The organism is Enterobacter sp. ECC-219 (genome assembly GCF_043966805.1).
GTDB lineage: Bacteria > Pseudomonadota > Gammaproteobacteria > Enterobacterales > Enterobacteriaceae > Enterobacter > Enterobacter cloacae_N.
This window is the reverse complement of record NZ_CP143680.1, coordinates 3734133-3756741: the sequence shown is the minus strand read 5'-3', so window position 1 is coordinate 3756741 and position 22609 is coordinate 3734133. Positions and strand designations below refer to the sequence as shown.

Below are 22609 nucleotides of genomic sequence, written 5' to 3'. Positions count from 1 at the left end.
CTTAACGGCTCAGACGACGCATGCGTTCAGACGGGGTAATGATGTCGGTGATGCGCACGCCGTATTTGTCGGCAACCACCACCACTTCACCCTGAGCAATCAGATAGCCGTTGATCAGAATATCCAGCGGCTCGCCAGCCAGGCCGTCAAGGGCCACGACCGAACCCTGCGTCAGACGCAGCAGCTCTTTAATGGTCATCCGGGTGCGCCCCAGCTCAACGGTCAGCTTGACCGGGATGTCCATAATCAGGTCGATATCCTGCAGCGTGCCGCTGACGTCACCGCCGCCTAACTGCTGGAATACCGCGTCCGCCGCGCTTTTTGTCGGAGTCGTTTTTTGCTCGTTTAACGCGTCAGCCCACAGATCGTCCAGTGCTCCGCTGTTTTCATCGGACGGATTGTTCATGTCACTCATTTGGGCTGTTCCTCATTCAGCGAATTCAAAATCGGGTTGATCAAGTGCTCAACGCGTAACGCATACTGACCGTTAATCGTGCCGTACTGGCTTGTGAGTACGGGGACACCATCCACGTGGGCAATAATGCGGTCGGGTTTGTCTATCGGCAAAACGTCGCCGGGTTGTAATTTCAGGATCTGGGATAACCGCATAGAGATGTCGGCAAAGTTTGCCACCAGCTCCAGCTGGGAGTGCTGCACCTGGCGCACCAGGTTTTCACGCCAGTTCTGATCTTCGTTGCGCGAGTTCTCCAGCGGCGGGTTAACCAGCAGCTCGCGCAGCGGTTCAATCATGCTGAACGGCAGGCAGATGTTGAATTCGCCGGTCAGGTTACCGATCTCCACGTGGAACGGCGTATTGACGACGATATCGTTCGGGGAGGTGGTGATATTGGTAAATTTCACCTGCATCTCAGAACGGACGTACTCCACTTCCAGCGGGTTAATCGCTTTCCACGCGTCGCTGTAGGACTCCAGCGCCAGCTTCAGCATGCGGTTAATGACGCGCTGTTCGGTGTGGGTAAATTCACGGCCTTCCACTTTGGTCGGGAAACGCCCGTCGCCGCCGAACAGGTTATCCACCGCAATGAACACCAGGCTTGGCGAGAACACCACCAGACCGGTGCCGCGAAGCGGCTTCAGATGAATCAGGTTAAGGTTGGTTGGCACCGGCAGGTTGCGGGCAAACTCATGGTACGGCTGAATGCGGATCGCACCGACCGTGATATCCGGGCTACGACGCAGCAGGTTAAACAGCCCCATACGGAACTGACGTGCAAAACGTTCGTTAATGATCTCCAGCGCCTGCAGACGTTCACGGACTACGCGACGCTGGGTATTGGGATCGTAAGGACGAATATTATCGTCGCCGGTGAGACCCGGTTGCGGATCATCACTCTTATCGCTGTCGCCGTTAAGCAGCGCGTCGATTTCTGCCTGAGAAAGAATACTGTCGCCCATGTCGTTACCGCAGAATAAAGGCTGTGTACAGAACGTCAGTGACTTCCTGCTTAGGTTGACCGTTTACCAGCGGGGTGGCCAGCGTCTGCTTGATGGCGTCGACCAGCTTTTGCTTACCCACGTCGGTAGCCAGCGCGGAGGCGTCCTGACGAGAAAACAGCAGGAGAAGGCGGCTACGCACTTCCGGCAGATAATCGTTCAGGCGCGCGCGGGTCGCTTCGTCCTTCAGGCGCAGCGTAATACCGACATACAGCACACGATCCGCATCACCGAGGTTAACGGTGAAGGTGTCCAGAGGGAAAAAGACCGGCGCCGGCGGTGGAGCAGGTTCGGCTTTGGCCGCAGCGGTAGAAGGTTCCTGCTGCATACGCCAGTAACTATAGCCCGCGGTAGCGCAGGCGGCGAGCGTGATCAACACCAGCAGCGGGATCCAGATGGAACGCTTGCTTTTTTTGGTGATAGCGGAGTCTGTCATCTGATACGAGCTTCCTGTTTCGGTACAGCTTAATAAGGTGATTATCCCGTGTCCTGCCGTCGTCAAAGCGTGGAAAAGACGGGGATAATCACGCTACCTCTGGCGTTTAGGCGAAGATGTCTACGGCACCGTTACCGCGCGCCGCGGATTGCAGGGCGGCAGGAACCGGCAGGAGCTCATCGCTCTCTTCATTAAAACCGCCGTGCTGGCCGGAACGCGAGGCCTGATGCTGCTGGGATGAAGACTGCTGCTGACCGGCGAAACTCTCGCTGCTGACGCTGCTCTGAGAAAGCTGAATGCCGTTCTCCGCCAGCGAGGTCCGCAGGACCGGCAGCGCGGCCTCCAGCGCTGCGCGCACATGGCTGTGCGCAGAGACCATCTGCAGCTGTGCCTGGTTGTCGTCCAGCTTAAGCGAGATTTGCACCTGGCCCAGATCTTCCGGATGCAGGCGCAGCTCCGCCGTCTGCTGGCCCTGCTTAGTGAACAGGGTGATGTGCTGGCTCAGGGACTGCTGCCATTCGTGGGTGCCCAGAGGCTGGCTTAGTACCGGCGCGGTGGCAACGGTGGCGGCTGGCTGGCTGATAGCATGGCTGGACATAATCGGTGCCAGGGTCGCGGTTGGCGAAGATGACGAGGAAGAACTGGCGAACTCCTGCTTCTCTGCGGCCGCGGCCACGACCGGCGTGGCAGGCGCGTTGCCTGAGAGATCGGGACCGTTGTTTTTCGCCTGGCTCTGGTAGGACGCAGAAAGCTGCGCTTTATCATGGCTTCCCGCAGGCGCGTTCAGAGACGGCTGGCCTGCACCGTTTGGCGAAAGCGTTGCTGAATTCAGCGCTGAGGGAGCGGAAACGCCATCGCTGCCAGCCGCACGAGAGGCGGTAGTTTGCTGGTGCGGCAGCATCGCCATCAGCGCGCTTAACCCGGCCAGCTCTTCTTCGCTCAGTTCGCTTTGACCGTCATCTTTGCCGTTGGCCGTAGTGAGCGTCTTCAGCGCGTCGCCCTTTGACAGCGGCACCAGCCCGGAAACCAGGGTTTCAAGCGGCGCGGACTCGGTCGTTTCAACGCCATTCAGCGCAGGCTGACGCGCGAGCAGATCGGCAATTTTGGCCTGCAGAGCGGTATCGCCTTTGGCTTCCAGCGCAACTTTCGACAGCTTGCCGCCGGCGGCTTTCAGGTCCGCCAGGGTGAGCGGCGCATCGTTACCTTTGCCCGTTGCGTCCGTCAGGGCGCTCGCCAGCAGGGAGAGAAAGTCTTGCGCACCCTCGGTGCCTTTCCCTGTTTGCATCCCGCCTGACAGGTCGCTGTCGCTCATCAGCAGTTGTTGCAGTGTGATCATTCCGGTTTCCTCATTGATGCGCGCTGGGCAAACTCATCCATTTTCTTCTGATCCAGGCGGTTTTCCGCCAGGGTCGAGGCTGCAATCTGCCGGTCCTGTAAGGTTTGCCAGGCCTGCAGCCTCTGTTTTTTCTCGCGCCAGAAATTCAGCGCGGTATCGACTTTTTGGGTCCACTGGTTTAGCTGCTGACGGTGCTGCTCTATCGCCTTTTCCAGCGTCTGGATAAACTGCTGATAGTTAATCCAGCGCTGGCTGCCAATGCCCTGCGTCATATCGGTATTGAGGTTGGTGCGATATTCATGCTGATAGTCGATTAACATCTTCAACTGTTCTTCAGCCTGCTGGCACCCGCGTCGCATTGCGCCAAGCTGCAATGCGGCATCATCAACTTCTTTTTCAGCCAGATCTTTCAGCGTTGATAACGCGCTGTTTTGCGCCATGACCTTCGCCCTCCACCTGTGTTACACCTGCGGGAAAATCAGCTCCAGCGCCTGGATTGAATCTTCCCAGTCGGCACGTTCAAAAATGCCCTGTTGTAAAAATGCCTCCAGCTGCGGCCACAGGCTAATCGCCTTGTCGAGCATCGGGTCGCTGCCTTTGGCATACGCCCCCACGCTGACCAGATCGCGGTTGCGCTGGAAGCTGGAAAGCAGTTGTTTAAAGTTACGCACGCGGGCGTAGTGCTTCTCGGTAATCAACGCCGTCATCGCACGGCTGATGGACGCTTCAATATCAATCGCCGGGTAGTGCCCGGCTTCGGCCAGGCGGCGCGACAGCACGATATGGCCATCCAGGATCGCGCGCGCGGAGTCGGCAATCGGGTCCTGCTGATCGTCGCCCTCGGTCAGTACCGTATAGAACGCGGTGATAGAGCCGCCGCCGCTGATGCCGTTCCCCGCACGCTCGACCAGCGCCGGAAGTTTGGCAAAGACCGAAGGCGGATAGCCTTTGGTCGCCGGCGGCTCGCCGATAGCCAGCGCGATTTCACGCTGCGCCATCGCGTAGCGGGTGAGGGAGTCCATGATCAGCAGCACGTGCTTGCCGCGGTCACGAAAATCTTCGGCGATACGGGTGGCGTAGGCGGCACCCTGCATACGCAGCAGCGGCGACACGTCCGCCGGTGCGGCAATAACCACCGAGCGGGCGCGGCCTTCCGCACCCAGAATGTTTTCGATGAAATCTTTTACTTCGCGACCACGCTCGCCGATCAGCCCCACGACGATCACGTCGGCCTGGGTATAGCGCGCCATCATGCCGAGCAGGACGGATTTCCCGACACCTGATCCGGCAAACAGGCCCATGCGCTGCCCGCGACCTACGGTGAGCAGGGCGTTAATCGGACGCACGCCGGTATCCAGCACGTGCTCAATAGGGGTACGCTGCAGGGGATTGAACGGCTGGGTGATCAGCGCGCCGGTTTCGGTGGTGTCCGGCGCGGGCAGGCCATCAAGCGGCTTCCCGCTGCCGTCCAGCACGCGGCCCAGCAGGGCAGGGCCAAGCGGCAGCTGTTTCCCGCTTTGCAGCCCGTCGCCGCTGATATTCTTCGCATAGACGCGCGCGCCGGGCAGAATGCCTTCCACCTCTTCAAGCGGCATCAGGAACAGGCGCTGGCCGTTAAATCCGACCACTTCGCTTTCGACTTCACGCGTCTCCTGACCATCCTGACGCTCAATGACGCAGGTTGCCCCCAGCGGAAGCTGCAGGCCGGTGGCCTCAAGTACCAGACCGGTGGCGCGCGTCAGTCGCCCATAACGACGAACGGATGGCAGCTGTGCCATCTTCGTCTCAAAGTTGTCGAGCGTGGTGAGCCACCGGGTGAGGCGCGCGGTCATCAGACGACTCCCGGTGCCGCCAGGCGGCACAGTTCCTGCCAGCGGGTGGCGACGCTGGCATCCAGGTCGCCTTCATCGGCAGAGACTTTGCATCCGCCGTGGTGTAATGACGGGTCGCCGCGCAGACGCCAGCCGTGCAGGCTAAGCGTTGCGCCCAGGCTCTCTTCAACGCGCTGCAGATCGTCCGGGTGGACGCGCAGCTGCGGTTTGCCGCTGAACAGCGGCTCCTGCTGAAGCAGACCCTGAATTTGTTTGATCAGCGCGGTGTTATCCACCACGGGCGTCTGGCCGATAACCTGACGCGCCGCTTCCAGTGCCATCTGCATCAGACGCGAGGCAATCACGCTGTCCAGCGCGTCCAGCGTGTGCTGGAACTCGCTGACCAGCTGCTGCATGCGGGCATGGATCGGCGCCTGCTGCTGGCGCGCCTGATCGATGCCGTGCTCCAGCCCTTTCGCCAGGCCTTCCTGATACCCCAGATCGTGACCCTTCTGGCGGCCCTCGTTCAGGCCAGCATTGTAGCCCTGCTCGTGCGCCTGCATTTGCAGCTGCGCCAGCATCTGCGCTTGCTGTTCTTCTTCGCTCAGCTCAGGCTGTTCGACGTCCGCGTCGGGCTCTGCGGGCGAAACCACCGCGGGCGAGAATTCGGCAAGGGGAGGGGCCAGATCGTCCGGGGTCCAGCGCTTCCACGACAGCTCATTAGACATAGGTGTCGTCTCCGCTGCCAATCACCATCTCGCCGGTTTCCGCCAGACGACGAACAATAAGCAGGATCGCTTTCTGCTCGTTTTCCACCTGAGACAGACGCACCGGGCCGCGGTTGGCAAGGTCGTCGCGCAGGATATCGGCCGCACGCTGAGACATGTTGCGCAGGAACTTCTCGCGCAGAGGCTGCTCGGCACCTTTGAGGGCAATAAGCAGCGACTCGGAGTCCACTTCCTGGAGCAAGCGCTGGATGCTGCGATCGTCCACTTCGACCAGGTTTTCGAACAGGAACATCTCGTCGATGATTTTTTGCGCCAGCTCGCCGTCGAATTCGCGAACCGCCGTAATGACCGCCTCTTCCTGCTGCGTTTTCATCAGGTTGATGATTTCCGCCGCCGTTCTCACGCCGCCCATTTTGCTGCGCTTGAGGTTCTGACCGTCGAGCAGGTTGTTCAGCACTTCGGTCAGCTCCGCCAGCGCGGCCGGCTGGACGCCGCCGAAGGTCGCGATACGCAGCATCACGTCGTGACGCAGACGCTCCTCGAACAGGGCCAGAATATCGGCAGCCTGGCCACGTTTGAGGTGAACCAGGATGGTGGCGATAATCTGCGGGTGCTCGTCGCGAATAAGGTCGGCGGCACTCTGCGGCTCCATAAAGTTAAGCGTTTCGATACCGCTGGCGGTATCGCGCGTTTCCAGAATATCTTCCAGCAGGCTGGCCGCGCGCTCTTCGCCCAGCGCCTTGACCAGCACGGAGCGCAGGTAGTCGTTGGCGTTGACGTTGAGCGCCGCAAACTGTTCGGCTTCCTGCTCAAATTCCGACAGCACCTCGGTCAGCTGCTTGTTGGAGATCTGACGCACGTTGGCCATCGCCGCACTGAGAATTTGCACTTCTCTCTGGGAGAGGTGCTTAAACACCTCTGCCGCGCGGTCTTCGCCAATGGTCATCAGCAGGATGACGCTTTTATCGGTGCCCGTAAGCGTATTACTCATGTTCGTTACCCATCCACTGGCGGATGACCAGCGCCACGACGCGCGGATCGTTATCTGACATTTCGCGAATGCGCTGGCTCATGACCTCGGCGCCCATGCGCTGGTTAGCACGACGCTGCTGCATCTGTTCATCTTTGCTGAGGCGAACTTCAACCGCTTCTTCCGTTTCCTGACGCACAGACATCTGTTCGCGAGCCACTTTTTCGGCTTCTGCGCGGCGCTGAAGCTGAGGGCGTACGCCCTTACGCCACAGCAGCCACGCGACAATCAGCACCAGCAGCCAGCGTCCTGCGGACATCAGCTGGTCGATAAACGCCTGCTGTTGCCAGAACGGCAGCTCGCCGCCGGTCTCTTCAACCGAGTTGAACGGTGAGTTGACCACGTTGAGAGTATCGCCGCGCTTCTCGGAGTAACCCATCGCTTCACGGGTCAGGTTTTCAATCTGCTTCATCTGCTCGGCGGTCAGCGGCAGCGGTTTGCCATCCGCCAGCGTTTTGTAGTTCACCACCACCGCCACGGAAAGACGCTGAATATCGCCCACGTTCAGTTTAGTGTGGCGGATCGTCCGGTCCACTTCGTAGTTCGTGGTTTCGTTGCGGCTGCTGGAGCGCGGGCCTGCGTTACTGGTCGTTGAGGTGGTCTGCTGATTATTTTGCTGACCGTTCTGCTGATTGGCCGGCGGCGTGGAAATCGGCGCCGCGTTAGCCGGAGCAGGCTGGTTAGAGAGCGCGCCCGGCACGCCGCCAGGGTAAGCCCCACCCACCTGTTCGCTGGAGTTGATCTGCCGTGAACGCATCACCGCCTGAGCCGCATCGCCGTTCGGGCTGTATTGCTCTTCGGTTTGTTCTTTATTAGAGAAGTCAATCTGCGCAGTCACCTGGGCATGCACGTTACTGTTGCCCACTACCGGGCCGAGGATCGCTTCGATGCGGCGCTGGAGACGGCTTTCAACGTCGGCGGCGTATTTCAGCTGCGCGTCGTTCAGATCACGCCCGGCGGTATTGGATTGGGTCAGCAGATGTCCGCTTTGGTCCACCAGCGTTACGTTACCCGGCGGCAGGCCGGCGACGGCGCTGGAGACGAGATGCGTCACCGCGCTGATTTGCCCTTCGTCCAGCGCGCGGCCAGGCTCAAGGTTCACGGTAACGGAAGCCGAAGGGGATTTCTGTTCACGAACGAATAAAGAAGGTTTAGGCATCGCCAGGTGCACGCGGGCACTCTTCACCGGGCCTAACGTTTCAATGGTGCGGGCCAGCTCGCCTTCCAGCGCACGCTGGTAGTTCACCTGCTCGCTGAACTGGCTGATACCAAACTTTTCCTGATCCAGCAGCTCAAAACCGACCGCGCCGCCCTTTGGCAGGCCCTGCTGTGCCAGACGCAGACGAAGCTCGTGCACCTTATCTGCCGGCACCTCAAGCGCACCGCCATTATCGGCAAAGCGATAAGGGATATTCATCTGGGTAAGCTGGGTGACGATGGCGCCGCCATCCTGATCGGAAAGGTTGCTGTAGAGCGTGCGGTAATCAGGGCTTTTCGCCCATAAAACCATCGCTACAAGGATCGCAATTGCGGCAGCGCCTGCCACGATCAACGGGATTTTAGGATTCGCGCGAAGGCGGTTCATCCACTCGAGTGATTTATTTTGTGGCGCTGTCGATGCTGCTGCACTCATTGCGCACCTCTTAAATCCTGGTGGTTTACGTTATTCGTGTAGAGAAACAAAACTGACTCCCGGGTCGGCAAACACGACAAAAGTTCCATATTGATGGCCCTGCCATTATTTGACGATTCCGGATTTTCTATGCGTCAAATAACCTGGTTTTTTCACGCTATTTACCGCCATTATCTTATTGACAAGCTGTTAGTCTTGACCGCGTAAAAAACCATCCAGGGGAGAGTCATGGCTATACAGGGCATTGAAGGGGTAATCAGTCAGTTGCAGGCAACGGCGATGACGGCCCGTAATCAGAATGTGGCAGAACAACAGCCGACCATCAGCTTTGCGGGACAACTGCACGCCGCTCTTGACCGTATCAGCGATACCCAGACCGCTGCGCGTACGCAGGCGGAGAAGTTTACCCTCGGCGAGCCGGGCGTGGCGCTGAACGATGTGATGACCGATTTGCAAAAAGCCTCGGTTTCTATCCAGATGGGGATCCAGGTGCGTAACAAGCTGGTGTCGGCGTATCAGGAAGTGATGGGGATGCAGGTTTAAGTTATCTAACCTAATGATATTTACAATTAATAACCATCTGATCCCACAGCGTGGGGCATGGATGGGGCAAACTCACTCAATTTCTGGTTGAGGATGAGTACCTGGTCCTGGTTATTTTCAGCCATCCAGGATCCTTACACCCGGTAAACCATTTGCGCGTCGGTGTGGCCCATTTGCTTCGCAATGAAGTTCGGGTTAGCACCGGCAGTCAACGACCAGCATGCATACGTGCGTCGGGACTGGTATGCTCTGCGATAGCGAATCCCGGCGCGTCGCATTGCCGCTTCCCACGACTGGTTAATCGACCTCACTGCGTAATGATGCCCTGCTCGGTCTTTAGCAATTCAACCGCGGCGGTGGCGCATTGATTTCCCCAGTGATGCCAGCCTGGCGCCGCGCTGCGGCTGAATAATTCAATGCGCGGCACATCGCTGTAAAGCAGCTCCAGCCGGTGGCGCACTTCCCATGGCTTTTCGCTGTGCGCGCCGAGCGGGCTGTATATCACTTGCTTAATCCCGGCGTGCTTTCGCTCAAGCCTGGCGCCGCGGGTAGCAATAAGCAAGTCTTCGGTGTTGGCCCGGGTGTGGTTGCCGCCATTCATTCGCGTCTCGGCGTTAAGCAAATCGAGGAAGTCGTAAAAGTCGGTGACTTCACCTTCTGCCAGTGCCTTGTTGATGCACAGCTTGGCGTTCTGATTCAGCTTCACCCAGGTAAAGCCTTTCATCGTGCGAACGGTAAAGCCCCAGGCGTCGGCCAGTTCGATAGCCTCCTGGTTATGCGTGCCGTTGTACCACATCGCTAGCACCGCGTTTTAGGCGGCAAGTTCCCAAACTGGCAGGCGCTTGATGTCGATTAGCTTCATGGTTGGGTAATGATCGGCAGCTGCGCCATTGCTGATAGTGTTGCCGTAAGACCAGGCAGATCTGTGTAGACAAGAGAGTATTTTCCGGTCATTTCGCGCCGCCTTTCACAAAAATAACCCAGTGGGTTTTGTCAGCCTTTCCAGTGCGTTGCCAAATGGCTGGCCTCTCCTCAGTCAGAGCCAAAATATTGCTCACCGGGATCTGGGTTTCATTCCATTCGAAGATGAGTACGCCGTGTGGCCACAATACCTGGAATGCGTCGGCGAAGCCGGCACGCAGATCATCGCGCCATGTTTCTTTGTTCAGGCGTCCGTACTTTTTGCCCATCCACGCTTTATCGCCGACACGCTCGAGGTGCGGAGGATCGAATACGACGACAGGAAAAGTGTTATCAGCAAAGGGAAGGGTGCGAAAATCAGCTATATGGTCCGGGCTGATAACCAGCTGACGACCATCGCAAAGCTCATGCTGTTCGGCGTGGATATCACAGAAAAGAGCGCGATCGTCCTGCTTATCGCACCAAGACATGCGAGAACCGCAGCACATGTCCAAGATTGTTGCATCTGTCATGCCGCCTCCTGCCTTTCCCGATATTCCTCAGCGAGCCGCTGCGCCTTTAATGGATTGCTTACCACTTCACCCCATGGCATTAGCCAGCCGTTACCAATGAAGGGAAGGCACAGAGTGCCAACCCTGATGTCGTCGTGAGCGTGAGTCATAGGATGGACTCCATTTCGTCGATGTAGGGGCCCTGTGCAATCAGGCGGCTACGGCGGGCGGCGCGAGCAATGCACTACTGCCGCCTACCTTCCTGCGATTGCTCTACGGCGCGCCGGTTGAACAGCCGCGACTTGCCCTGTGGTGTAATGACCTTTGGCTTCGTGACCAGGTCGAAAGTGCGGTCACTGATGCCGTCCTCGTTGAACCATTTTTCCGACTCAACGATCTGCGCTATCTGTCCGGAGCGGCGGGTGATGCCGTTGGCGACCCGGTTAAACTCGATGAGCGTTACACCAAACTTCTCAGCGATTTCGCTGCCGGTTACCGGGCGTCCCCGCGTCTTAATCATCCAGATAACGCGTTCACGGAGGCCGGAGAATTGCCCGGTTCGCCCGGGCCGGCGGTAAAAGGGTGTGCGTTTCATTTCCACTGCTCCCCGAACGTGAAGCCGATCTCCGCCAGCACCTCGTCCATCTTCTCGATGAACTCTGGCACCATTTCGTTGAAATCGGTCATGTACTGCGGATCCCGCTCAACGACGACGTGGTGAATGCCTTCGCGCTTCATGCGTGGGTCGTAGTTGGCAAAGAACCAGACATCTTTTCCGGTAACCCACATGCTGTACTGCACCTGGGCCATATACGCGGACTTGATTGCTTCGAAACCGCCAAGGCGGAATTTCATGAAGTCGCGAGAGGTGAAAGGACATTTAAGTTCAAGGCCGAACCCATTACTGCAAAGGCCGTCACTGGAAGAGCATCAGAAAGCGTGGCTGCTGTGGAACTACAGCGAGAATATCCGCTTCGAATATCAGGTGGCGATCACTCAGTGGGCATGGGCAGAGTTCCGGGACCATCTCGGCGCGAAGAAGGTAGCCGGCAAGACGATGGAGCGCCTGAAGAAACTTATCTGGCTGGCCGCGCAGGACGTCAAAGCGGAGTTGGCAGGGGGCGAGACGTACGAATACCAGGCGCTGGCGGAACTGGCGGGCGTAGCGAAATCGACCTGGACGGAAACGTATCTGCCTCACTGGCTGGCAATGCGCAACAGCTTTAAGCGACTCGATAGCGGTGCGCTTATTTCCGTAACGCGATCACGTTCACAACAAAAGACGACAAATTTAGATGTAAGTCTTGCAAAACCGAACTGAAACGCATATGGTTCATGTAAATCTGATATCGTCGTCATAGCTTCGTAGGTCGACAAAGAATTAACAGCCTCGCCATCGTGCGGGGCTTTGTTTTTTGTGCTTTATGTTACTCAGTGGTCGTTAAAAGTTAAAAATCATTTTTTACTTATGTAAAATGTGGCCTCCAGTTAAAACAGAGAGACCTCATCATGAAGGACTTCCAGCTTTATGTTGGCGGCACTAACAACATCACCTATCGTTACGAAATTAGAAAGGTGGATGATGCTTTTAGTGTTCGAATATTCAACGTCATAAACAAGGTGCACAAAGAGGTCGGTTATAAATCGCTTCGCTTTGAGTCAGCTCATGATGTTATTGATGAGTGCACATCGCATTACAGGAAGCATGCTGAAGGCCTAAGAGGCTTTTTACGTGGGCTCAAAATGAGGTGAAGGTGCAACTCAACAAACAGGTCGCTCAGGCGGCCTTTTTTGTATCTGCATAACAGGAAAGAGCATTGGCGTGAAGGGCTCATAACCCAACCCATGCAGCAGCATGGAGCGCCAACGTAATGCTCAATGCTTTGTCCGTTGTGGTGAATTAAGCGACCGACGGAAGCAGAACCGGATAAACAAATGTGTCCAGGCGTCATCGCCGCCCAGCAACACCACACATCAACCCAGCCAGGGTGTTTACGGCCAGAGAGCCGACATTGCCTTACCCTCATATTCCCGACCTGTCGCCGGGTTTTTTATTCAGGCCGCAGACAATCAATTCCAGATGCCACGTAGCTATCGTGTCTGACGGCCTTTCCCACTACACGAACAGCACCCGATAACTACGCGAGGTGAGAGCATGTATCGCATGGAAAAAATAACCACTGGTGCTGCCTATGGCGCTTCAGCCGGGAGCATCCTAAACGGCATGCTGAATGCCTACAGCCCCGAGCAGTGGAACGCTATCGGCGTGCTGGTGGGTATCATCGTTGCCGTACTGACGTATCTGACGAATCTCTATTTCAAGATCCGCGAAGACAACCGCCGCAGCAGGAGCAGAGATGAACCCGACACTCAGGAATAATCTGGTTGGTGCCATTGTTGGCGGATCCGGAGCCATCACCATTGCTGCAGTAATGCTGGGCAATGCGGATGGGCTGGAAGGACGGCGATATTACGCCTATCAGGATGTGGTCGGCGTCTGGACTGTTTGCGATGGTCACACCGGTACTGACATTCGCCGCGGTCACCGCTATACCGACAAAGAGTGCGACAACCTGCTGAAGTCAGATCTTCGAAAGGTGGCAAACGCCATCGATCCGCTGAACAAGGTTCGCATCCCTGAGCCTACGCGTGCCGCACTTTACTCCTTCACCTATAACGTTGGCTCTGGTGCTTTCGCCAGCTCCACGCTGCTGAAGAAGCTGAACATAGGTGATGTGCCGGGGGCCTGCAAAGAACTGCAGCGCTGGACGTATGCCGATGGCAAGCAGTGGAAGGGGCTGATCACCCGACGCGAGATTGAGCGTGAAGTTTGCGAATGGGGCCAAAATGAGCCGATTAACAGCCATCATCTGTACTGTCGTTATCTGCCTGCTGGTTTCGATGGCCTGGTCGATTAACCACTACCGCGACAATGCCATTACCTACAAAGACCAGCGCGATAAGGCGACGGTCCGTGCAGAAAAATCGGAGGCGATCACCAACAACGTGATCACCACGTTGTACCTCATCCGCGACATTTCACAGGCTACCCAGAATGCAAAAAACGAACTGGCTAAAAAAGGCGAAACGCGCATTGTCTACATCAGGCAGGCGCTTGAAGGCGTTCCGTGCGCTAACCAGCCTGTTCCTTCTGCCGCTGCTGACAGCCTGCGGGAAAACGCAGACAGTTTACGTTCCGGCACTGGTGGTGCCGATAAGCGCTGACCTGACTGCAGACACGCCGATCCCCGGAATGTCCGTGCTATTCACTTGGCAGGCAAGTCTGGAGTTAAACGCTCAGCTTTATACAGCGCGGCGACAATGCAATCTCGACAAATCAGCCATACGCAAAATCGAATCCTCCCGACAAGGAAAGAATGCTCAACCCCAATAAGGCGGTGATCAGCATCTTGCTGACGGGTAAGCCGTAAGTGGCTAAGCTCTTCTGAGAAGCAGGGCAACAGCTGCGACAAGCCAAAGAGGTAATTATGTCAGACATCTACCAAATCACGCTAACCACCCAAACAGGCGAAACCTTCACGGGCAAGATGTCACGACGTCAGCCTGAGCTGGTTAATGGATTTGTGCCGCTGGCGACCGATACTGGCGAGTGGCTGTATTTAGCTCCTGCCGATGTAAAGCGCGTGGAGTTCACCCCAGTACAGAAATAAAATGGTAAATATTTTCGTGGTAATAGCTCACATGGATATTATTTTTTCAAATGCCTGCACAGCCTCATCAAGCGTCATTGCTCCTGTGATATTAGCTGGGAATAGATCATTACTCCCTGACACTCTCCAGACCCCACGGTAATGCTCTTGCCTGTACAGTTCCTGTCCGGCAACCACAGAGAAAGCAGCAGGAATAACGCAAACGGTATACCCGTTCACGCTATGAACCATCAGCGCGGCCTGGGGCCTGGAGGTTAGCACCTGTCGATTAACTACGATTGCCTTCTCCATGTCGTAATTCCGGAAAATAAATGGTTAGGAATTTTACGGCCTAAATCCGGTTTATCACATCGGACAAGTTAATAAAAAACATCCTTTATAGCGCTGCTGGAATAACCAATGACTAACGATGACGAGCGCAGGTCATACCGCCTCCGGCAATACCGTTACCTAACGGGCATTCTAAAGGGCGGCGTGCTGCCCTTGATAATGACCGTTTACTGGAAGGCATATGACAGCTTTAACCGATATTGGCGAACTCTTTATCAGCGACAGCCGCGAAGGCGGGAAAGATTACCTGCTACGGCCTTCATTCGAGGCGATGACGAGGATCGGTACTCCGGAAGAGATTGTGCAGGCGTATTGCAGGCAAGATGACCATCTACGGTAACAGTGCAAACTGCACTGGCTCCGCATCAAACGTCGTTATGAACGGGGTCAGCGGGTGTGTCCTGAATGATTTCTCATCTATCAATGCCTGTGGTCACAACATTGAGATCAATGACTCTGTTTACAGCGATAACTGTCTGCCAAACAAAGTAAAAAATGGTGTGGTCAACGGCGCAGCAATCGGTCATGCCATCAGCCTGTATAAAAAAGGGGGCAATCGCCCCCTGATTTATTTTATTATTTTGCACCCGTAGTATTCAGAAATGAGAGGTAAATTATAGTAATACCATTCATCCCTGTTGTTTACATAGCGATAATCATCAAATCCTTTTACTATACCTACCTTTATTCCACTGGCGCATTCGCGGCTATTAAGCCTTTCTTCAATAAAAGACTCCCGCGAGTGCATTGGTTCATAAAACTCTCGTGTTTGATGATATAATTCTTTGCTTACATAAAGAGCCATGAAGCCTACTACTAAAATAGGAATGTTATATCTCCAGTCGACATCACGCAATGTTTTTACAGCGGCAACCACAAAGGCGATCATGACACACCAGGCGAACATAAAAGATCTGGCCTCAGTGTATGGAGATGCAACCATAGACCCTACGACTAAAACAGAAGAAATTAGTAACAGGTCATGCTCTTTTAAGACAAGTTTTTTATGGTAGAGGTAAGCAAGAGCCAGTATTGCCGCAATGAACACAATTGTAGATGTCTGAGCAAATACAGACACGACATCGATCGCCCGCGCTTGAATTCCATCAATAAATGAAATGTCTTTGTGGTACCACTCATTGTATTTAATTCTTCTGAATGTTGTCGATGGCGCTGTAACAAGCAATACCCACCCTGCCAGCACAGACACAGGAACAAGTGCTAGTCGTGTTTTAAGCTGCTTGTTCATGAACAGTGTCGCAAACAAGAAAAAGATGGTCGCTACTGGCACATTCTCGAAAGAGATCCCGGAAAGTAATCCCACGAAGCAATACAATGCCATTTGAACTTTGCTATCTATCAGCATGGCACGTCTGGAATGCGTCATGAATTTACGAAGTACAGCAAGTGTCAGAAGCATGGGAACTGTATAACCAGTGATAACAGTCCTCCACGTAAATAACTCGAAGCCGGGCCACAGCAGAAAGACAAAAATAATTCCGAGCACTAAAGATGATGCTTTCCTATCATCATCGAACAGTAAAGTCGAAATGACATAGGAGAGTATGGCGATAGAAATTACAGCCACCAAAAGGAAAGTATAATCAGGCAGGCTGAGAGTAAAAATTGATAGCTGCTCGCCAAGCCTCGCATTCCATGACTCAATCTGATGAACTGATCTTTGAAGAGCCCAGAATAATCGTTCTGAAATACTCTCTGATGTAAACCTTTTTGTAAGCCCATAATCCTCACCGTTTAGGGGTGAGTACATAAATGTAAGAATATAGATGCATGCAATGGCAATGGCCTGTAAAGAAATCGCAGACTTCACAATGGATTTCATTTGTCATCGCCCTTCTTTAAAACATAACGTGGTCTGTTTTTTACCTCAGTGTATATCCTGCCTACATACTCCCCAAGCACTCCAATCCCAATTAACTGAATGCCACCAAGGAACAGGACAGAAACAAGCAATGACGGATAGCCACGAACTGGATTACCAAAGGCAAGCGTGTTGATAATCATCCATGCGCCATACAGGAAAGCCATTCCTGCTACTGCGAGACCAATATAGGTCCACATGCGAAGTGGGAAGGTGGAGAAGCTTGTAATTCCTTCCAGAGCGAGATTCCATAACTTCCAGCCATTGAATTTTGTATTACCGGCCACACGTTCTGCGCGAGCATACTCAACGACATCGGTCCTTCCGCCTACCCAGCTCAATACACCCTTCATAAATAGGTTACGCTCTGGCATGAGCTTAATATTCTCTACCACTTCGCGAGACATCAGGCGGAAATCGCCAACGTTCTCTTCAATCTGCGGATTACTGATTTTGTTGTGCAGCTTATAGAACCATTCAGCCGTCTTACGCTTAAGCCTGCCATCAGTAGAACGGTCTGTGCGCTTAGCCAGAACCATGTCGGCACCGGCCTGCCATTTATTGATAAGATGAGGTATTACCTCGATAGGGTCCTGCAAGTCTACGTCAATCGGGATAATCGCGTCGCCGGTTGCATGGTCAAGCCCGGCGAATAGCGCAGGCTCTTTGCCGAAATTGCGAGTGAAGGAAAGCGGCTTAACGAGAGGATCTGAAACAGCAATCGAATTTATGATCGCTTCAGTTGCATCCTTACTCCCATCATTGATGAAGACTATTTCTACTTCATATGACTTAAGGTCTTCAAACTCTCTGACGGTTTTGTAAAAAATTGGTATCGCGTCCTCTTCATTGAAGACGGGAACAACCAGAGAAATCTTCATTTTTCTTCCCTAAATACAATGTGTTTTGAATAAAAGAAACCGCACACCAGGCTTATCAGCGAGAACTCAACAAGAGTAACGATGGGGGCGATCTGATAGTAATCAGACACCTTTCCTACCAAAACACTCATAAGCCCCATGAAACCAACAAACAGAAAATAACTTTTCGCCTTAGGCTTTGATTTGAACGTAAAGGCAGCATTGGCGAAGAATGAGAACGTCACAGCAGTAGCAAAAGCCAGAAAGTTTGCTGCTGCCTGGTTAACATGGAACATATAGACGCCTGCTGCGAAGACCAACCAGTGGATAGCGGTATTGAAAACGCCAACAGTCAAATATTTTGAGAATTGCTTAAGCATATGAGTAGTTTGGTTGTTTTAGAATTTAGCGGAGTTTACCACCTAAGACCAATCTGATCAGCACTTGATCAATTTCGAAAGCTGAGATTCTGTGTAAATATACAGTTAATTGGGGCTGTTTATGGGATTTCCTGGCCCTGCAGCAGACTACGTTGAAGAGCGCATGTCACTCGATAAGCGTCTTATTGCTCATCCTTCATCCACGTATATGATAGTAGCCGGCACGACATACCTGCATGCGGGTATCATGAAGGGCTCCATGCTCATCGTCGACTCATCGCTGACACCGAAAGACGGCTCTCTGCTTGTCTGTGCTGTTGATGGCGAGTTCAGGATCAGCCGTTACAGGACTCACCCGCATCCTTATCTGGAAAACCCTGAAAATGGAAGGAGGGAGCCGTTACCGGTGAAGGACGAAGTGTCAGATACATCGCGGCCGGTGTTTGGAGTGATCACTTACATCATCAACGATGCGCGCTCTGGTGAGTTCGACGACTGCCCGGTGATGGAATGGGGCATGGATGGGGCATAAAACAGCACTCGCTCTAAGGTGAACTTAGACGACTGATGTTTTCGACGACTCAAACCATCTGTTATTTGGTGCGCTCTTGGACGATCTTTGTCGATTATGAAAAATGTATGCTCATGTGATGGGACGCAGGTTTAAGCCCCGTCGATCTTCGCTGGCGGCCTCTGCGCTTTAATGCCACAATATTTTTTTCTTCGAATGCAGGAAAGATGATGAAAAAAATAGCAATTGCTGGCGCGCTGCTGGCACTGACCGGGTGCGTTCAGGTCGATAACTATAATGATGTGATCAAGCATCCCGTCCCGGCGAACCTGGCGGGATACTGGCAGTCGAAAGGGCCGCAGAGCAGCCTGGTCAGCCCTGAAGCGATTGCCACGCTGGTGGTCACGGAAGAGGGCGATACGCTGGACTGTCGCCAGTGGCAGCGCGTGATTGCCGTGCCGGGTAAGATCATGCTGCGCTCAGACAGCTATTACAACGTTACTCGCAAGCTGGATATCTATCCGCTGGATCGCGACGGCTCAACGCTGGAGTATGACGGGATGGAGCTGCAAAAGGTTAACCGCCCAACGGTGGAATGTGCTGATTATCTGAGCAAGAATCCGCTGGAGAGTAAACTGCCCTAAGGGTAAAAGCAAAACGGCAACCTCGTTGCCGTTTTTGGTGTTTGCTCCCTCTCCCTGTGGGAGAGGGACGGGGTGAGGGCATCAGGCCGCACGTTTCCCGTTCTACAACGCATCCTCAATCACCCACACGCTAACGCTTCCCCCTTTGCAGGTAAAGGTGCCTTCGCCATCCGCCGCGGTGGTGACCGTTTCTTCACGGTTGCCGAGAAAATCCCGCCACGTTTTGTTGCCGTAGTTTTCCCCCAGGCAAATCACCTTCTCGCCGTCGTCACCGTTCGACATGACCACCACGCAGCCGGGATCGTCCTCGGTGCCGCTGCGGCTGAAAGCGATGCAGTTTGGATGGTCAAAAAACAGCGTCTGCACGCCGTGGGCAAAGCGCTGGCGGGCAAGGATCAACTCGTGGAGCTGCTCAATAACCGGCATGTCGATGTGATAGGTCTCGCCATCGCCTCCCGTATCGTCATAGCTGGCGCCGAACAGATCCGGATAGAAAACGCTCGGCACGCCGTTTTCCCGCAGCAGGATCAGCGCATACGCCAGCGGTTTAAACCAGGCTTCCACCGGCGCTTCCAGCGCCTGTAGAGGCTGCGTGTCATGGTTAGCGACGAGGGTGACCGCATGAAACGGATCGGCCTCCACCAGCGTGCCGGTGAAGATTTGGCTCATGTCGTAATCCCGACCCTGACGTGACGCTTCGTGGAATTTCATCTGCAGGGGGGCATCAAAGAGCATGGTTTTACCGTCGACCTGGTCAATATAGGCCTGCAGTTTGTCCACCTCGTGGGACCAGTATTCCGCCACGATAAATAACGGCTGTTCGGCAACTTCCTGTACATGCTCAATCCACTCTTTATAAAACCAGGCCGGAATATGCTTGACGGCGTCCAGACGAAAACCGTCGCAGCGCGTCTGTTCCATGACCCAGCGGGCCCAGTATTTGATCTCCTCGGTGACGGCGTGATTGCGAAAGTCGATATTTTCGCCCATCAGGTAATCGAAGTTACCCATCTCATCGTCGACCTGGTCGTTCCAGCCTTCGCCGGTGTAGTCGTTGACGATTTTAAAGATGCCGTCTTCATCGGGATTCTCAATATGGTCGACGCCGCTGAAGCATTTGTAATCCCAGATAAACTGCGAATATTGCCCGGCGCGGGCAGGGAAGGTGTAGCGTGTCCACGCTTCACACTCGACGATCTCATCATCGATTTGCGTGCGATCCTGCTCGTTCACGCGCTGAACACGGACAGGCTCTTTCTCATCTGCCCCCATTTTGTGGTTCACCACCACATCCAGCAGTACGGCAATGTCGTTGCTTTTAAGGGCGTCGATGGCCTCCAGCAGCTGCGCTTTGTCACCGTACTTTGTGGCGATACTGCCTTTCTGATCAAATTCGCCGAGGTCGAACAGATCGTAACAGTCATAGCCAACCGAATACCCGCCGGAAGCCCCTTTATAGGCGGGCGGCAGCCAGATCATATTGATGCCGATTTCATTAAGATTGGGGGCTAACGCCGTGACTTCTCGCCACAATTCGCCGCCAGCGGGGTAATACCAGTGAAAGCATTGTAACAGGGTGGGGTTTTTCATCGTCCGTGCTCCAGAAGCCATTTGGCAGACTTCTGGAGTATGGATGAAGAAATCATAATTGTGTGTCGCGGGTAACACTTTCTGGATAAAGAATATTCCCTGACAGCTTTCCATAGGTAGAGGTGATGGATTGCTGTTTACCGGTCTGATCGATGAGATTACGCAGTTCGTCCATCCGCACTTTCAGCAGGGCCTTTAACGTATTCTCATTGTCGAGGATCATCTCCAGCAGCGCACGCGCTTGCTCAACCTGAGCCGGGGGGCATGACATGATGGGCGTTTGCGAAATCTTTTCCACCAGTTGAACGTAATGCATTTCCTGCTCAATAAGCGCATCCCATTGACCAGAATGTGCGAGATTTAGCATAGCAATGCTCTGAGCATGTAACGCCTGCCAGTGGCTAAGCGCTGCGCTGGGATTATTCATCAAAATTATCCTGAAATAGAGGACGCATTGGGGCCGATTTGCTTCCACGCATCCGCAATGTTGTTTAATAAACCCTCGACTTCAACAATTGCGTCTACGTCGTTACTGACGTTCGCCAGTAATAAACGTCGAACCATATATTCGTACAAGGAGGCAAGATTACTGGACAGATCGCTCTCAACCTCCATGTTCAGTCCTGCTTTTAAACCGTTGTCGATGATGTTAATGGCTTTCGATAACGCTTCGCCTTTTTCACGAATTTGTCCGGCTTCCATGAACAAACGCGCGCGGACGAGGGCGCTCTGCGCCCCGTCGAACAACATGACAATCAGCTGGTGTGGACTGGCATTCATAACAGCGCTTTCTACTCCTATCTGCTGATAGGATTGAACACCAGAGGTCTTATACATATCCACTCCTGAAGGCTACGACTATTTTTGTGAGAACTGTTGGGTCAGGTAGTTGGCCGTACTGGTCATTTTGGTGACTAATACGTCCAGGCTGGTGAACTGCGCTTTGTAACGCGCCATGGTCGCATCAATAGAGGCTTCCATAGAATCGTAACGTTCGCCCAGGGTTTTCAGCGTTTTGTTAATACCGTCTTTCGCGTTCTGGATCACACCCGCGCTGCCGGTGCTGGTGCTGAGCATGGTGGTCAGCGTGTTGTTCATCTGGGTCGCCAGACCGGTTTTCTTTCCGTCACCGATAAAGTACTGCTGTACGGCGGTCGGGTTGTCGGTCAGCGCTTTTTTCAGCTTATCGGTATCCACCTTCAGGTTACCGACCGTACCGTCTGCGCCTTTCACTGGATCCTGGGTAATCCCGAGTTGAGCCATGATCTGAACGGAGCCGGCCTGCACTTCGGTCAGCAGACCGCGCAGCTGAGACTGGATCCCGCGCACATTTGCATCACCGACAAGCGCGCCGTTGCTGGCTGACTGGCCGCCAGCGCCAGCGTCGACCGGCACATATTTGGTCAGGCTATTAATGGTGGACTGCAGCGAGTTATACGCGGTTACCCAGTCCGTTACGGCTTTCTGGTTCGCATCCGTGGCGCGCGTCACTTCCAGCATTTCATCCGCTTTACTTTCTGCCTTCAGAGTGAAGGTCATCCCCGGCAGCGCATCGGAGATGGTGTTCGATTGACGCTCAATCTTGATGTCGTTCACGACGACAATCGCGTTCTGTGCCGCGGTATTTACCGTCAGCGCGCCGGTTTTGGCGGTTGAGTCGTAGCCGATTGCGCTTTGCAGCTTGTCGTCCCCGGTTACGCTGATGGTCATCTCGCCATCCATACCGGTGGTTTTCGATGAAAGCATCAGGCGGTAATCGCCGTCTTTCGCCTTGATTACGCTGGCGGTGACGTTGCCGTTCGCTTTATTGATCGCGCTCGCGATCCCGGCCAGCGACGTATCGCCATCGGCCAGGTTCACCTCTAAAGGCGTTTTAGTCCCCGGCTGGGTAATCGTAATTTTACGCGTCGTGCCGGTCGTATCGCCCAGCAGCTCCGTGTTGGTGGTATAGGAGCCCGTCGTGAGCGCCTGTGCTTTTGCCACCTGGTTGACGTTAACCACATAAGAGCCGACGGATGCGTCAGCGGTAGTGGTTGCCGTAAAGGCCGTGTTGGTGCTGCTTACGGCAGTTGAGTTCCATGTGGTCGCTTTACCCAGCGCAGCGGTCGCAGTCTGCAGCGAGGTCATGGCACTCTGCAGCTTGCCGTACGCGCTCAACTGTGCGTTATACGTTGATTGCTGGGTAGTAATCGTCGTCAGCTTGGTTCTTTCTGCTGCGTCCAACTGATTATATAAATCCCCGAGTCCTGCAGAACCTATCCCGAGGTTACTGATAGTAGCCATGTATATTTTCCTTAAATACGAAAGTAGTTCAGGACTCTTATCGGCCTCGAATAGTAAAAGTTTACGATGGCGAG

26 protein-coding genes and 6 pseudogenes are annotated in these 22609 nt (G+C 54.3%); 10 read left to right on the top strand and 22 right to left on the bottom strand.

Features of this window, described 5'->3' with window-relative positions; all coding sequences use genetic code 11:
- Position 1 precedes the first annotated feature (1 nt).
- The 9 genes from fliN to fliF all read right to left on the bottom strand — a co-directional run bounded on the left by fliN (position 2) and on the right by fliF (position 8429).
- Positions 2 to 415: a flagellar motor switch protein FliN gene (gene fliN, locus V1603_RS17900; protein WP_003859592.1), complete on the bottom strand. Its 414-nt coding sequence runs from the start codon at positions 413 to 415 to the stop codon at positions 2 to 4.
- Entirely contained in the window at positions 412 to 1416 is a 1005-nt protein-coding gene (fliM, locus tag V1603_RS17895; protein WP_028013703.1) for a flagellar motor switch protein FliM, read from the bottom strand. The genes fliN and fliM overlap by 4 nt, the downstream gene beginning before the upstream one ends.
- A 4-nt stretch (positions 1417 to 1420) precedes the next feature.
- Entirely contained in the window at positions 1421 to 1891 is a 471-nt protein-coding gene (gene fliL, locus V1603_RS17890) for a flagellar basal body-associated protein FliL (RefSeq protein WP_021241388.1), read from the bottom strand.
- 106 nt (positions 1892 to 1997) lie between these two features.
- A complete protein-coding gene (fliK, locus tag V1603_RS17885; RefSeq protein ID WP_395313038.1) occupies positions 1998 to 3227 on the bottom strand; it encodes a flagellar hook length control protein FliK in 1230 nt (409 codons plus the stop codon).
- The gene (gene fliJ / locus V1603_RS17880; RefSeq protein ID WP_006811155.1) at positions 3224 to 3667 is read right to left on the bottom strand and encodes a flagellar export protein FliJ; all 444 of its coding nucleotides are present in this window, start codon (positions 3665 to 3667) and stop codon (positions 3224 to 3226) included. The genes fliK and fliJ overlap by 4 nt, the downstream gene beginning before the upstream one ends.
- Positions 3668 to 3688: 21 nt before the next feature.
- On the bottom strand, positions 3689 to 5059 hold the full coding sequence (gene fliI, locus V1603_RS17875; protein ID WP_023330814.1) for a flagellar protein export ATPase FliI: 1371 nt from the start codon (positions 5057 to 5059) through the stop codon (positions 3689 to 3691).
- Positions 5059 to 5766, bottom strand: coding sequence for a flagellar assembly protein FliH (gene fliH / locus V1603_RS17870; RefSeq protein ID WP_163329831.1), 708 nt, complete (start codon positions 5764 to 5766; stop codon positions 5059 to 5061). Before fliH ends, fliI begins: the two co-directional genes overlap by 1 nt.
- Positions 5759 to 6757, bottom strand: coding sequence for a flagellar motor switch protein FliG (fliG, locus tag V1603_RS17865; RefSeq protein ID WP_008500327.1), 999 nt, complete (start codon positions 6755 to 6757; stop codon positions 5759 to 5761). The genes fliH and fliG overlap by 8 nt, the downstream gene beginning before the upstream one ends.
- A complete protein-coding gene (gene fliF / locus V1603_RS17860) occupies positions 6750 to 8429 on the bottom strand; it encodes a flagellar basal-body MS-ring/collar protein FliF (RefSeq protein WP_395313037.1) in 1680 nt (559 codons plus the stop codon). The genes fliG and fliF overlap by 8 nt, the downstream gene beginning before the upstream one ends.
- A gap of 228 nt (positions 8430 to 8657) precedes the next feature.
- On the opposite strand from fliF, the gene fliE reads away from it, so the two are divergent.
- Positions 8658 to 8972: a flagellar hook-basal body complex protein FliE gene (fliE, locus tag V1603_RS17855; protein WP_028013699.1), complete on the top strand. Its 315-nt coding sequence runs from the start codon at positions 8658 to 8660 to the stop codon at positions 8970 to 8972.
- 26 nt (positions 8973 to 8998) lie between these two features.
- Here the strand turns inward: fliE and V1603_RS17850 are convergent.
- From V1603_RS17850 to V1603_RS17825, 6 genes and pseudogenes are all read right to left on the bottom strand, one after another.
- Positions 8999 to 9304 (bottom strand): annotated as a pseudogene (locus tag V1603_RS17850) (integrase); the annotation flags it as partial.
- Positions 9280 to 9926, bottom strand: a pseudogene (locus V1603_RS17845) (MT-A70 family methyltransferase). The pseudogenes V1603_RS17845 and V1603_RS17850, both read right to left, overlap by 25 nt.
- A complete protein-coding gene (locus tag V1603_RS17840) occupies positions 9923 to 10405 on the bottom strand; it encodes a class I SAM-dependent methyltransferase (RefSeq protein ID WP_395313036.1) in 483 nt (160 codons plus the stop codon). Before V1603_RS17840 ends, V1603_RS17845 begins: the two are co-directional and overlap by 4 nt.
- Positions 10402 to 10554: a DUF1317 family protein gene (locus V1603_RS17835; RefSeq protein WP_006809793.1), complete on the bottom strand. Its 153-nt coding sequence runs from the start codon at positions 10552 to 10554 to the stop codon at positions 10402 to 10404. Before V1603_RS17835 ends, V1603_RS17840 begins: the two co-directional genes overlap by 4 nt.
- Positions 10551 to 10979: pseudogene (locus V1603_RS17830) on the bottom strand (regulator). Before V1603_RS17830 ends, V1603_RS17835 begins: the two are co-directional and overlap by 4 nt.
- Positions 10976 to 11308 (bottom strand): annotated as a pseudogene (locus V1603_RS17825) (YqaJ viral recombinase family protein); the annotation flags it as partial. The pseudogenes V1603_RS17830 and V1603_RS17825, both read right to left, overlap by 4 nt.
- On the opposite strand from V1603_RS17825, the pseudogene V1603_RS17820 reads away from it, so the two are divergent.
- The 7 genes and pseudogenes from V1603_RS17820 to V1603_RS17790 form a co-directional block, all read left to right on the top strand.
- Positions 11301 to 11705: pseudogene (locus V1603_RS17820) on the top strand (bacteriophage antitermination protein Q); the annotation flags it as partial. The pseudogenes V1603_RS17825 and V1603_RS17820 sit on opposite strands and share 8 nt — an antisense overlap.
- An 834-nt stretch (positions 11706 to 12539) precedes the next feature.
- The gene (locus V1603_RS17815) at positions 12540 to 12764 is read left to right on the top strand and encodes a class II holin family protein (protein ID WP_252093165.1); all 225 of its coding nucleotides are present in this window, start codon (positions 12540 to 12542) and stop codon (positions 12762 to 12764) included.
- Positions 12742 to 13302 (top strand): lysozyme, encoded by a 561-nt coding sequence (locus V1603_RS17810; RefSeq protein ID WP_395313035.1) that lies wholly within the window; start codon positions 12742 to 12744, stop codon positions 13300 to 13302. The genes V1603_RS17815 and V1603_RS17810 overlap by 23 nt, the downstream gene beginning before the upstream one ends.
- Complete coding sequence (locus V1603_RS17805) at positions 13232 to 13609, top strand: DUF2570 domain-containing protein (RefSeq protein ID WP_395313034.1); 378 nt, start codon at positions 13232 to 13234, stop codon at positions 13607 to 13609. Before V1603_RS17810 ends, V1603_RS17805 begins: the two co-directional genes overlap by 71 nt.
- A 263-nt stretch (positions 13610 to 13872) precedes the next feature.
- On the top strand, positions 13873 to 14055 hold the full coding sequence (locus V1603_RS17800; protein WP_395313033.1) for a hypothetical protein: 183 nt from the start codon (positions 13873 to 13875) through the stop codon (positions 14053 to 14055).
- Positions 14056 to 14566: 511 nt separating this feature from the next.
- Positions 14567 to 14698: pseudogene (locus V1603_RS17795) on the top strand (DUF6246 family protein); the annotation flags it as partial.
- Between the two features lie 10 nt (positions 14699 to 14708).
- The gene (locus V1603_RS17790; RefSeq protein WP_395313032.1) at positions 14709 to 14978 is read left to right on the top strand and encodes a hypothetical protein; all 270 of its coding nucleotides are present in this window, start codon (positions 14709 to 14711) and stop codon (positions 14976 to 14978) included.
- Here the strand turns inward: V1603_RS17790 and V1603_RS17785 are convergent.
- Genes V1603_RS17785 through V1603_RS17775 form a run of 3 tightly spaced genes read right to left on the bottom strand, consistent with a single transcriptional unit; the run spans position 14954 to position 17507 of the window.
- A complete protein-coding gene (locus tag V1603_RS17785; protein ID WP_395313031.1) occupies positions 14954 to 16228 on the bottom strand; it encodes a DUF6056 family protein in 1275 nt (424 codons plus the stop codon). The two genes, V1603_RS17790 and V1603_RS17785, sit on opposite strands and share 25 nt — an antisense overlap.
- Positions 16225 to 17148, bottom strand: coding sequence for a glycosyltransferase family 2 protein (locus tag V1603_RS17780; protein ID WP_395313030.1), 924 nt, complete (start codon positions 17146 to 17148; stop codon positions 16225 to 16227). The genes V1603_RS17785 and V1603_RS17780 overlap by 4 nt, the downstream gene beginning before the upstream one ends.
- Positions 17145 to 17507, bottom strand: a complete 363-nt coding sequence (locus V1603_RS17775) for a GtrA family protein (protein ID WP_395313029.1) — start codon at positions 17505 to 17507, stop codon at positions 17145 to 17147. Before V1603_RS17775 ends, V1603_RS17780 begins: the two co-directional genes overlap by 4 nt.
- Before the next feature lie 121 nt (positions 17508 to 17628).
- On the opposite strand from V1603_RS17775, the gene V1603_RS17770 reads away from it, so the two are divergent.
- Entirely contained in the window at positions 17629 to 18039 is a 411-nt protein-coding gene (locus tag V1603_RS17770) for a S24 family peptidase (protein ID WP_395313028.1), read from the top strand.
- Positions 18040 to 18248: 209 nt separating this feature from the next.
- Positions 18249 to 18662, top strand: a complete 414-nt coding sequence (yedD, locus tag V1603_RS17765; protein WP_395313998.1) for a lipoprotein YedD — start codon at positions 18249 to 18251, stop codon at positions 18660 to 18662.
- A gap of 102 nt (positions 18663 to 18764) precedes the next feature.
- On the opposite strand, the gene amyA is transcribed toward yedD, so the two are convergent.
- From amyA to fliD, 4 genes are read right to left on the bottom strand one after another with little or no spacing between them, the layout of a single operon-like run.
- Positions 18765 to 20252: an alpha-amylase gene (amyA, locus tag V1603_RS17760; RefSeq protein WP_163329833.1), complete on the bottom strand. Its 1488-nt coding sequence runs from the start codon at positions 20250 to 20252 to the stop codon at positions 18765 to 18767.
- Positions 20253 to 20304: 52 nt separating this feature from the next.
- The gene (fliT, locus tag V1603_RS17755; protein ID WP_116338981.1) at positions 20305 to 20679 is read right to left on the bottom strand and encodes a flagella biosynthesis regulatory protein FliT; all 375 of its coding nucleotides are present in this window, start codon (positions 20677 to 20679) and stop codon (positions 20305 to 20307) included.
- A 5-nt stretch (positions 20680 to 20684) separates the two neighbouring features.
- A complete protein-coding gene (gene fliS / locus V1603_RS17750; RefSeq protein ID WP_116338983.1) occupies positions 20685 to 21089 on the bottom strand; it encodes a flagellar export chaperone FliS in 405 nt (134 codons plus the stop codon).
- A 21-nt stretch (positions 21090 to 21110) separates the two neighbouring features.
- Complete coding sequence (gene fliD, locus V1603_RS17745; protein ID WP_395313027.1) at positions 21111 to 22535, bottom strand: flagellar filament capping protein FliD; 1425 nt, start codon at positions 22533 to 22535, stop codon at positions 21111 to 21113.
- Between the last annotated feature and the right edge of the window lie 74 nt (positions 22536 to 22609).

Excerpts from the sequence above, each read along its gene's own strand:
- fliN (WP_003859592.1), bottom strand. The coding sequence starts at position 415 with ATGAGTGACATGAACAATCCGTCCGATGAAAACAGCGGAGCACTGGAC.
- fliM (WP_028013703.1), bottom strand. The coding sequence starts at position 1,416 with ATGGGCGACAGTATTCTTTCTCAGGCAGAAATCGACGCGCTGCTTAAC.
- fliL (WP_021241388.1), bottom strand. The coding sequence starts at position 1,891 with ATGACAGACTCCGCTATCACCAAAAAAAGCAAGCGTTCCATCTGGATC.
- fliK (WP_395313038.1), bottom strand. The coding sequence starts at position 3,227 with ATGATCACACTGCAACAACTGCTGATGAGCGACAGCGACCTGTCAGGC.
- fliJ (WP_006811155.1), bottom strand. The coding sequence starts at position 3,667 with ATGGCGCAAAACAGCGCGTTATCAACGCTGAAAGATCTGGCTGAAAAA.
- fliI (WP_023330814.1), bottom strand. The coding sequence starts at position 5,059 with ATGACCGCGCGCCTCACCCGGTGGCTCACCACGCTCGACAACTTTGAG.
- fliH (WP_163329831.1), bottom strand. The coding sequence starts at position 5,766 with ATGTCTAATGAGCTGTCGTGGAAGCGCTGGACCCCGGACGATCTGGCC.
- fliG (WP_008500327.1), bottom strand. The coding sequence starts at position 6,757 with ATGAGTAATACGCTTACGGGCACCGATAAAAGCGTCATCCTGCTGATG.
- fliF (WP_395313037.1), bottom strand. The coding sequence starts at position 8,429 with ATGAGTGCAGCAGCATCGACAGCGCCACAAAATAAATCACTCGAGTGG.
- fliE (WP_028013699.1), top strand. The coding sequence starts at position 8,658 with ATGGCTATACAGGGCATTGAAGGGGTAATCAGTCAGTTGCAGGCAACG.
- V1603_RS17840 (WP_395313036.1), bottom strand. The coding sequence starts at position 10,405 with ATGACAGATGCAACAATCTTGGACATGTGCTGCGGTTCTCGCATGTCT.
- V1603_RS17835 (WP_006809793.1), bottom strand. The coding sequence starts at position 10,554 with ATGACTCACGCTCACGACGACATCAGGGTTGGCACTCTGTGCCTTCCC.
- V1603_RS17815 (WP_252093165.1), top strand. The coding sequence starts at position 12,540 with ATGTATCGCATGGAAAAAATAACCACTGGTGCTGCCTATGGCGCTTCA.
- V1603_RS17810 (WP_395313035.1), top strand. The coding sequence starts at position 12,742 with ATGAACCCGACACTCAGGAATAATCTGGTTGGTGCCATTGTTGGCGGA.
- V1603_RS17805 (WP_395313034.1), top strand. The coding sequence starts at position 13,232 with ATGAGCCGATTAACAGCCATCATCTGTACTGTCGTTATCTGCCTGCTG.
- V1603_RS17800 (WP_395313033.1), top strand. The coding sequence starts at position 13,873 with ATGTCAGACATCTACCAAATCACGCTAACCACCCAAACAGGCGAAACC.
- V1603_RS17790 (WP_395313032.1), top strand. The coding sequence starts at position 14,709 with ATGACCATCTACGGTAACAGTGCAAACTGCACTGGCTCCGCATCAAAC.
- V1603_RS17785 (WP_395313031.1), bottom strand. The coding sequence starts at position 16,228 with ATGAAATCCATTGTGAAGTCTGCGATTTCTTTACAGGCCATTGCCATT.
- V1603_RS17780 (WP_395313030.1), bottom strand. The coding sequence starts at position 17,148 with ATGAAGATTTCTCTGGTTGTTCCCGTCTTCAATGAAGAGGACGCGATA.
- V1603_RS17775 (WP_395313029.1), bottom strand. The coding sequence starts at position 17,507 with ATGCTTAAGCAATTCTCAAAATATTTGACTGTTGGCGTTTTCAATACC.
- V1603_RS17770 (WP_395313028.1), top strand. The coding sequence starts at position 17,629 with ATGGGATTTCCTGGCCCTGCAGCAGACTACGTTGAAGAGCGCATGTCA.
- yedD (WP_395313998.1), top strand. The coding sequence starts at position 18,249 with ATGAAAAAAATAGCAATTGCTGGCGCGCTGCTGGCACTGACCGGGTGC.
- amyA (WP_163329833.1), bottom strand. The coding sequence starts at position 20,252 with ATGAAAAACCCCACCCTGTTACAATGCTTTCACTGGTATTACCCCGCT.
- fliT (WP_116338981.1), bottom strand. The coding sequence starts at position 20,679 with ATGAATAATCCCAGCGCAGCGCTTAGCCACTGGCAGGCGTTACATGCT.
- fliS (WP_116338983.1), bottom strand. The coding sequence starts at position 21,089 with ATGTATAAGACCTCTGGTGTTCAATCCTATCAGCAGATAGGAGTAGAA.
- fliD (WP_395313027.1), bottom strand. The coding sequence starts at position 22,535 with ATGGCTACTATCAGTAACCTCGGGATAGGTTCTGCAGGACTCGGGGAT.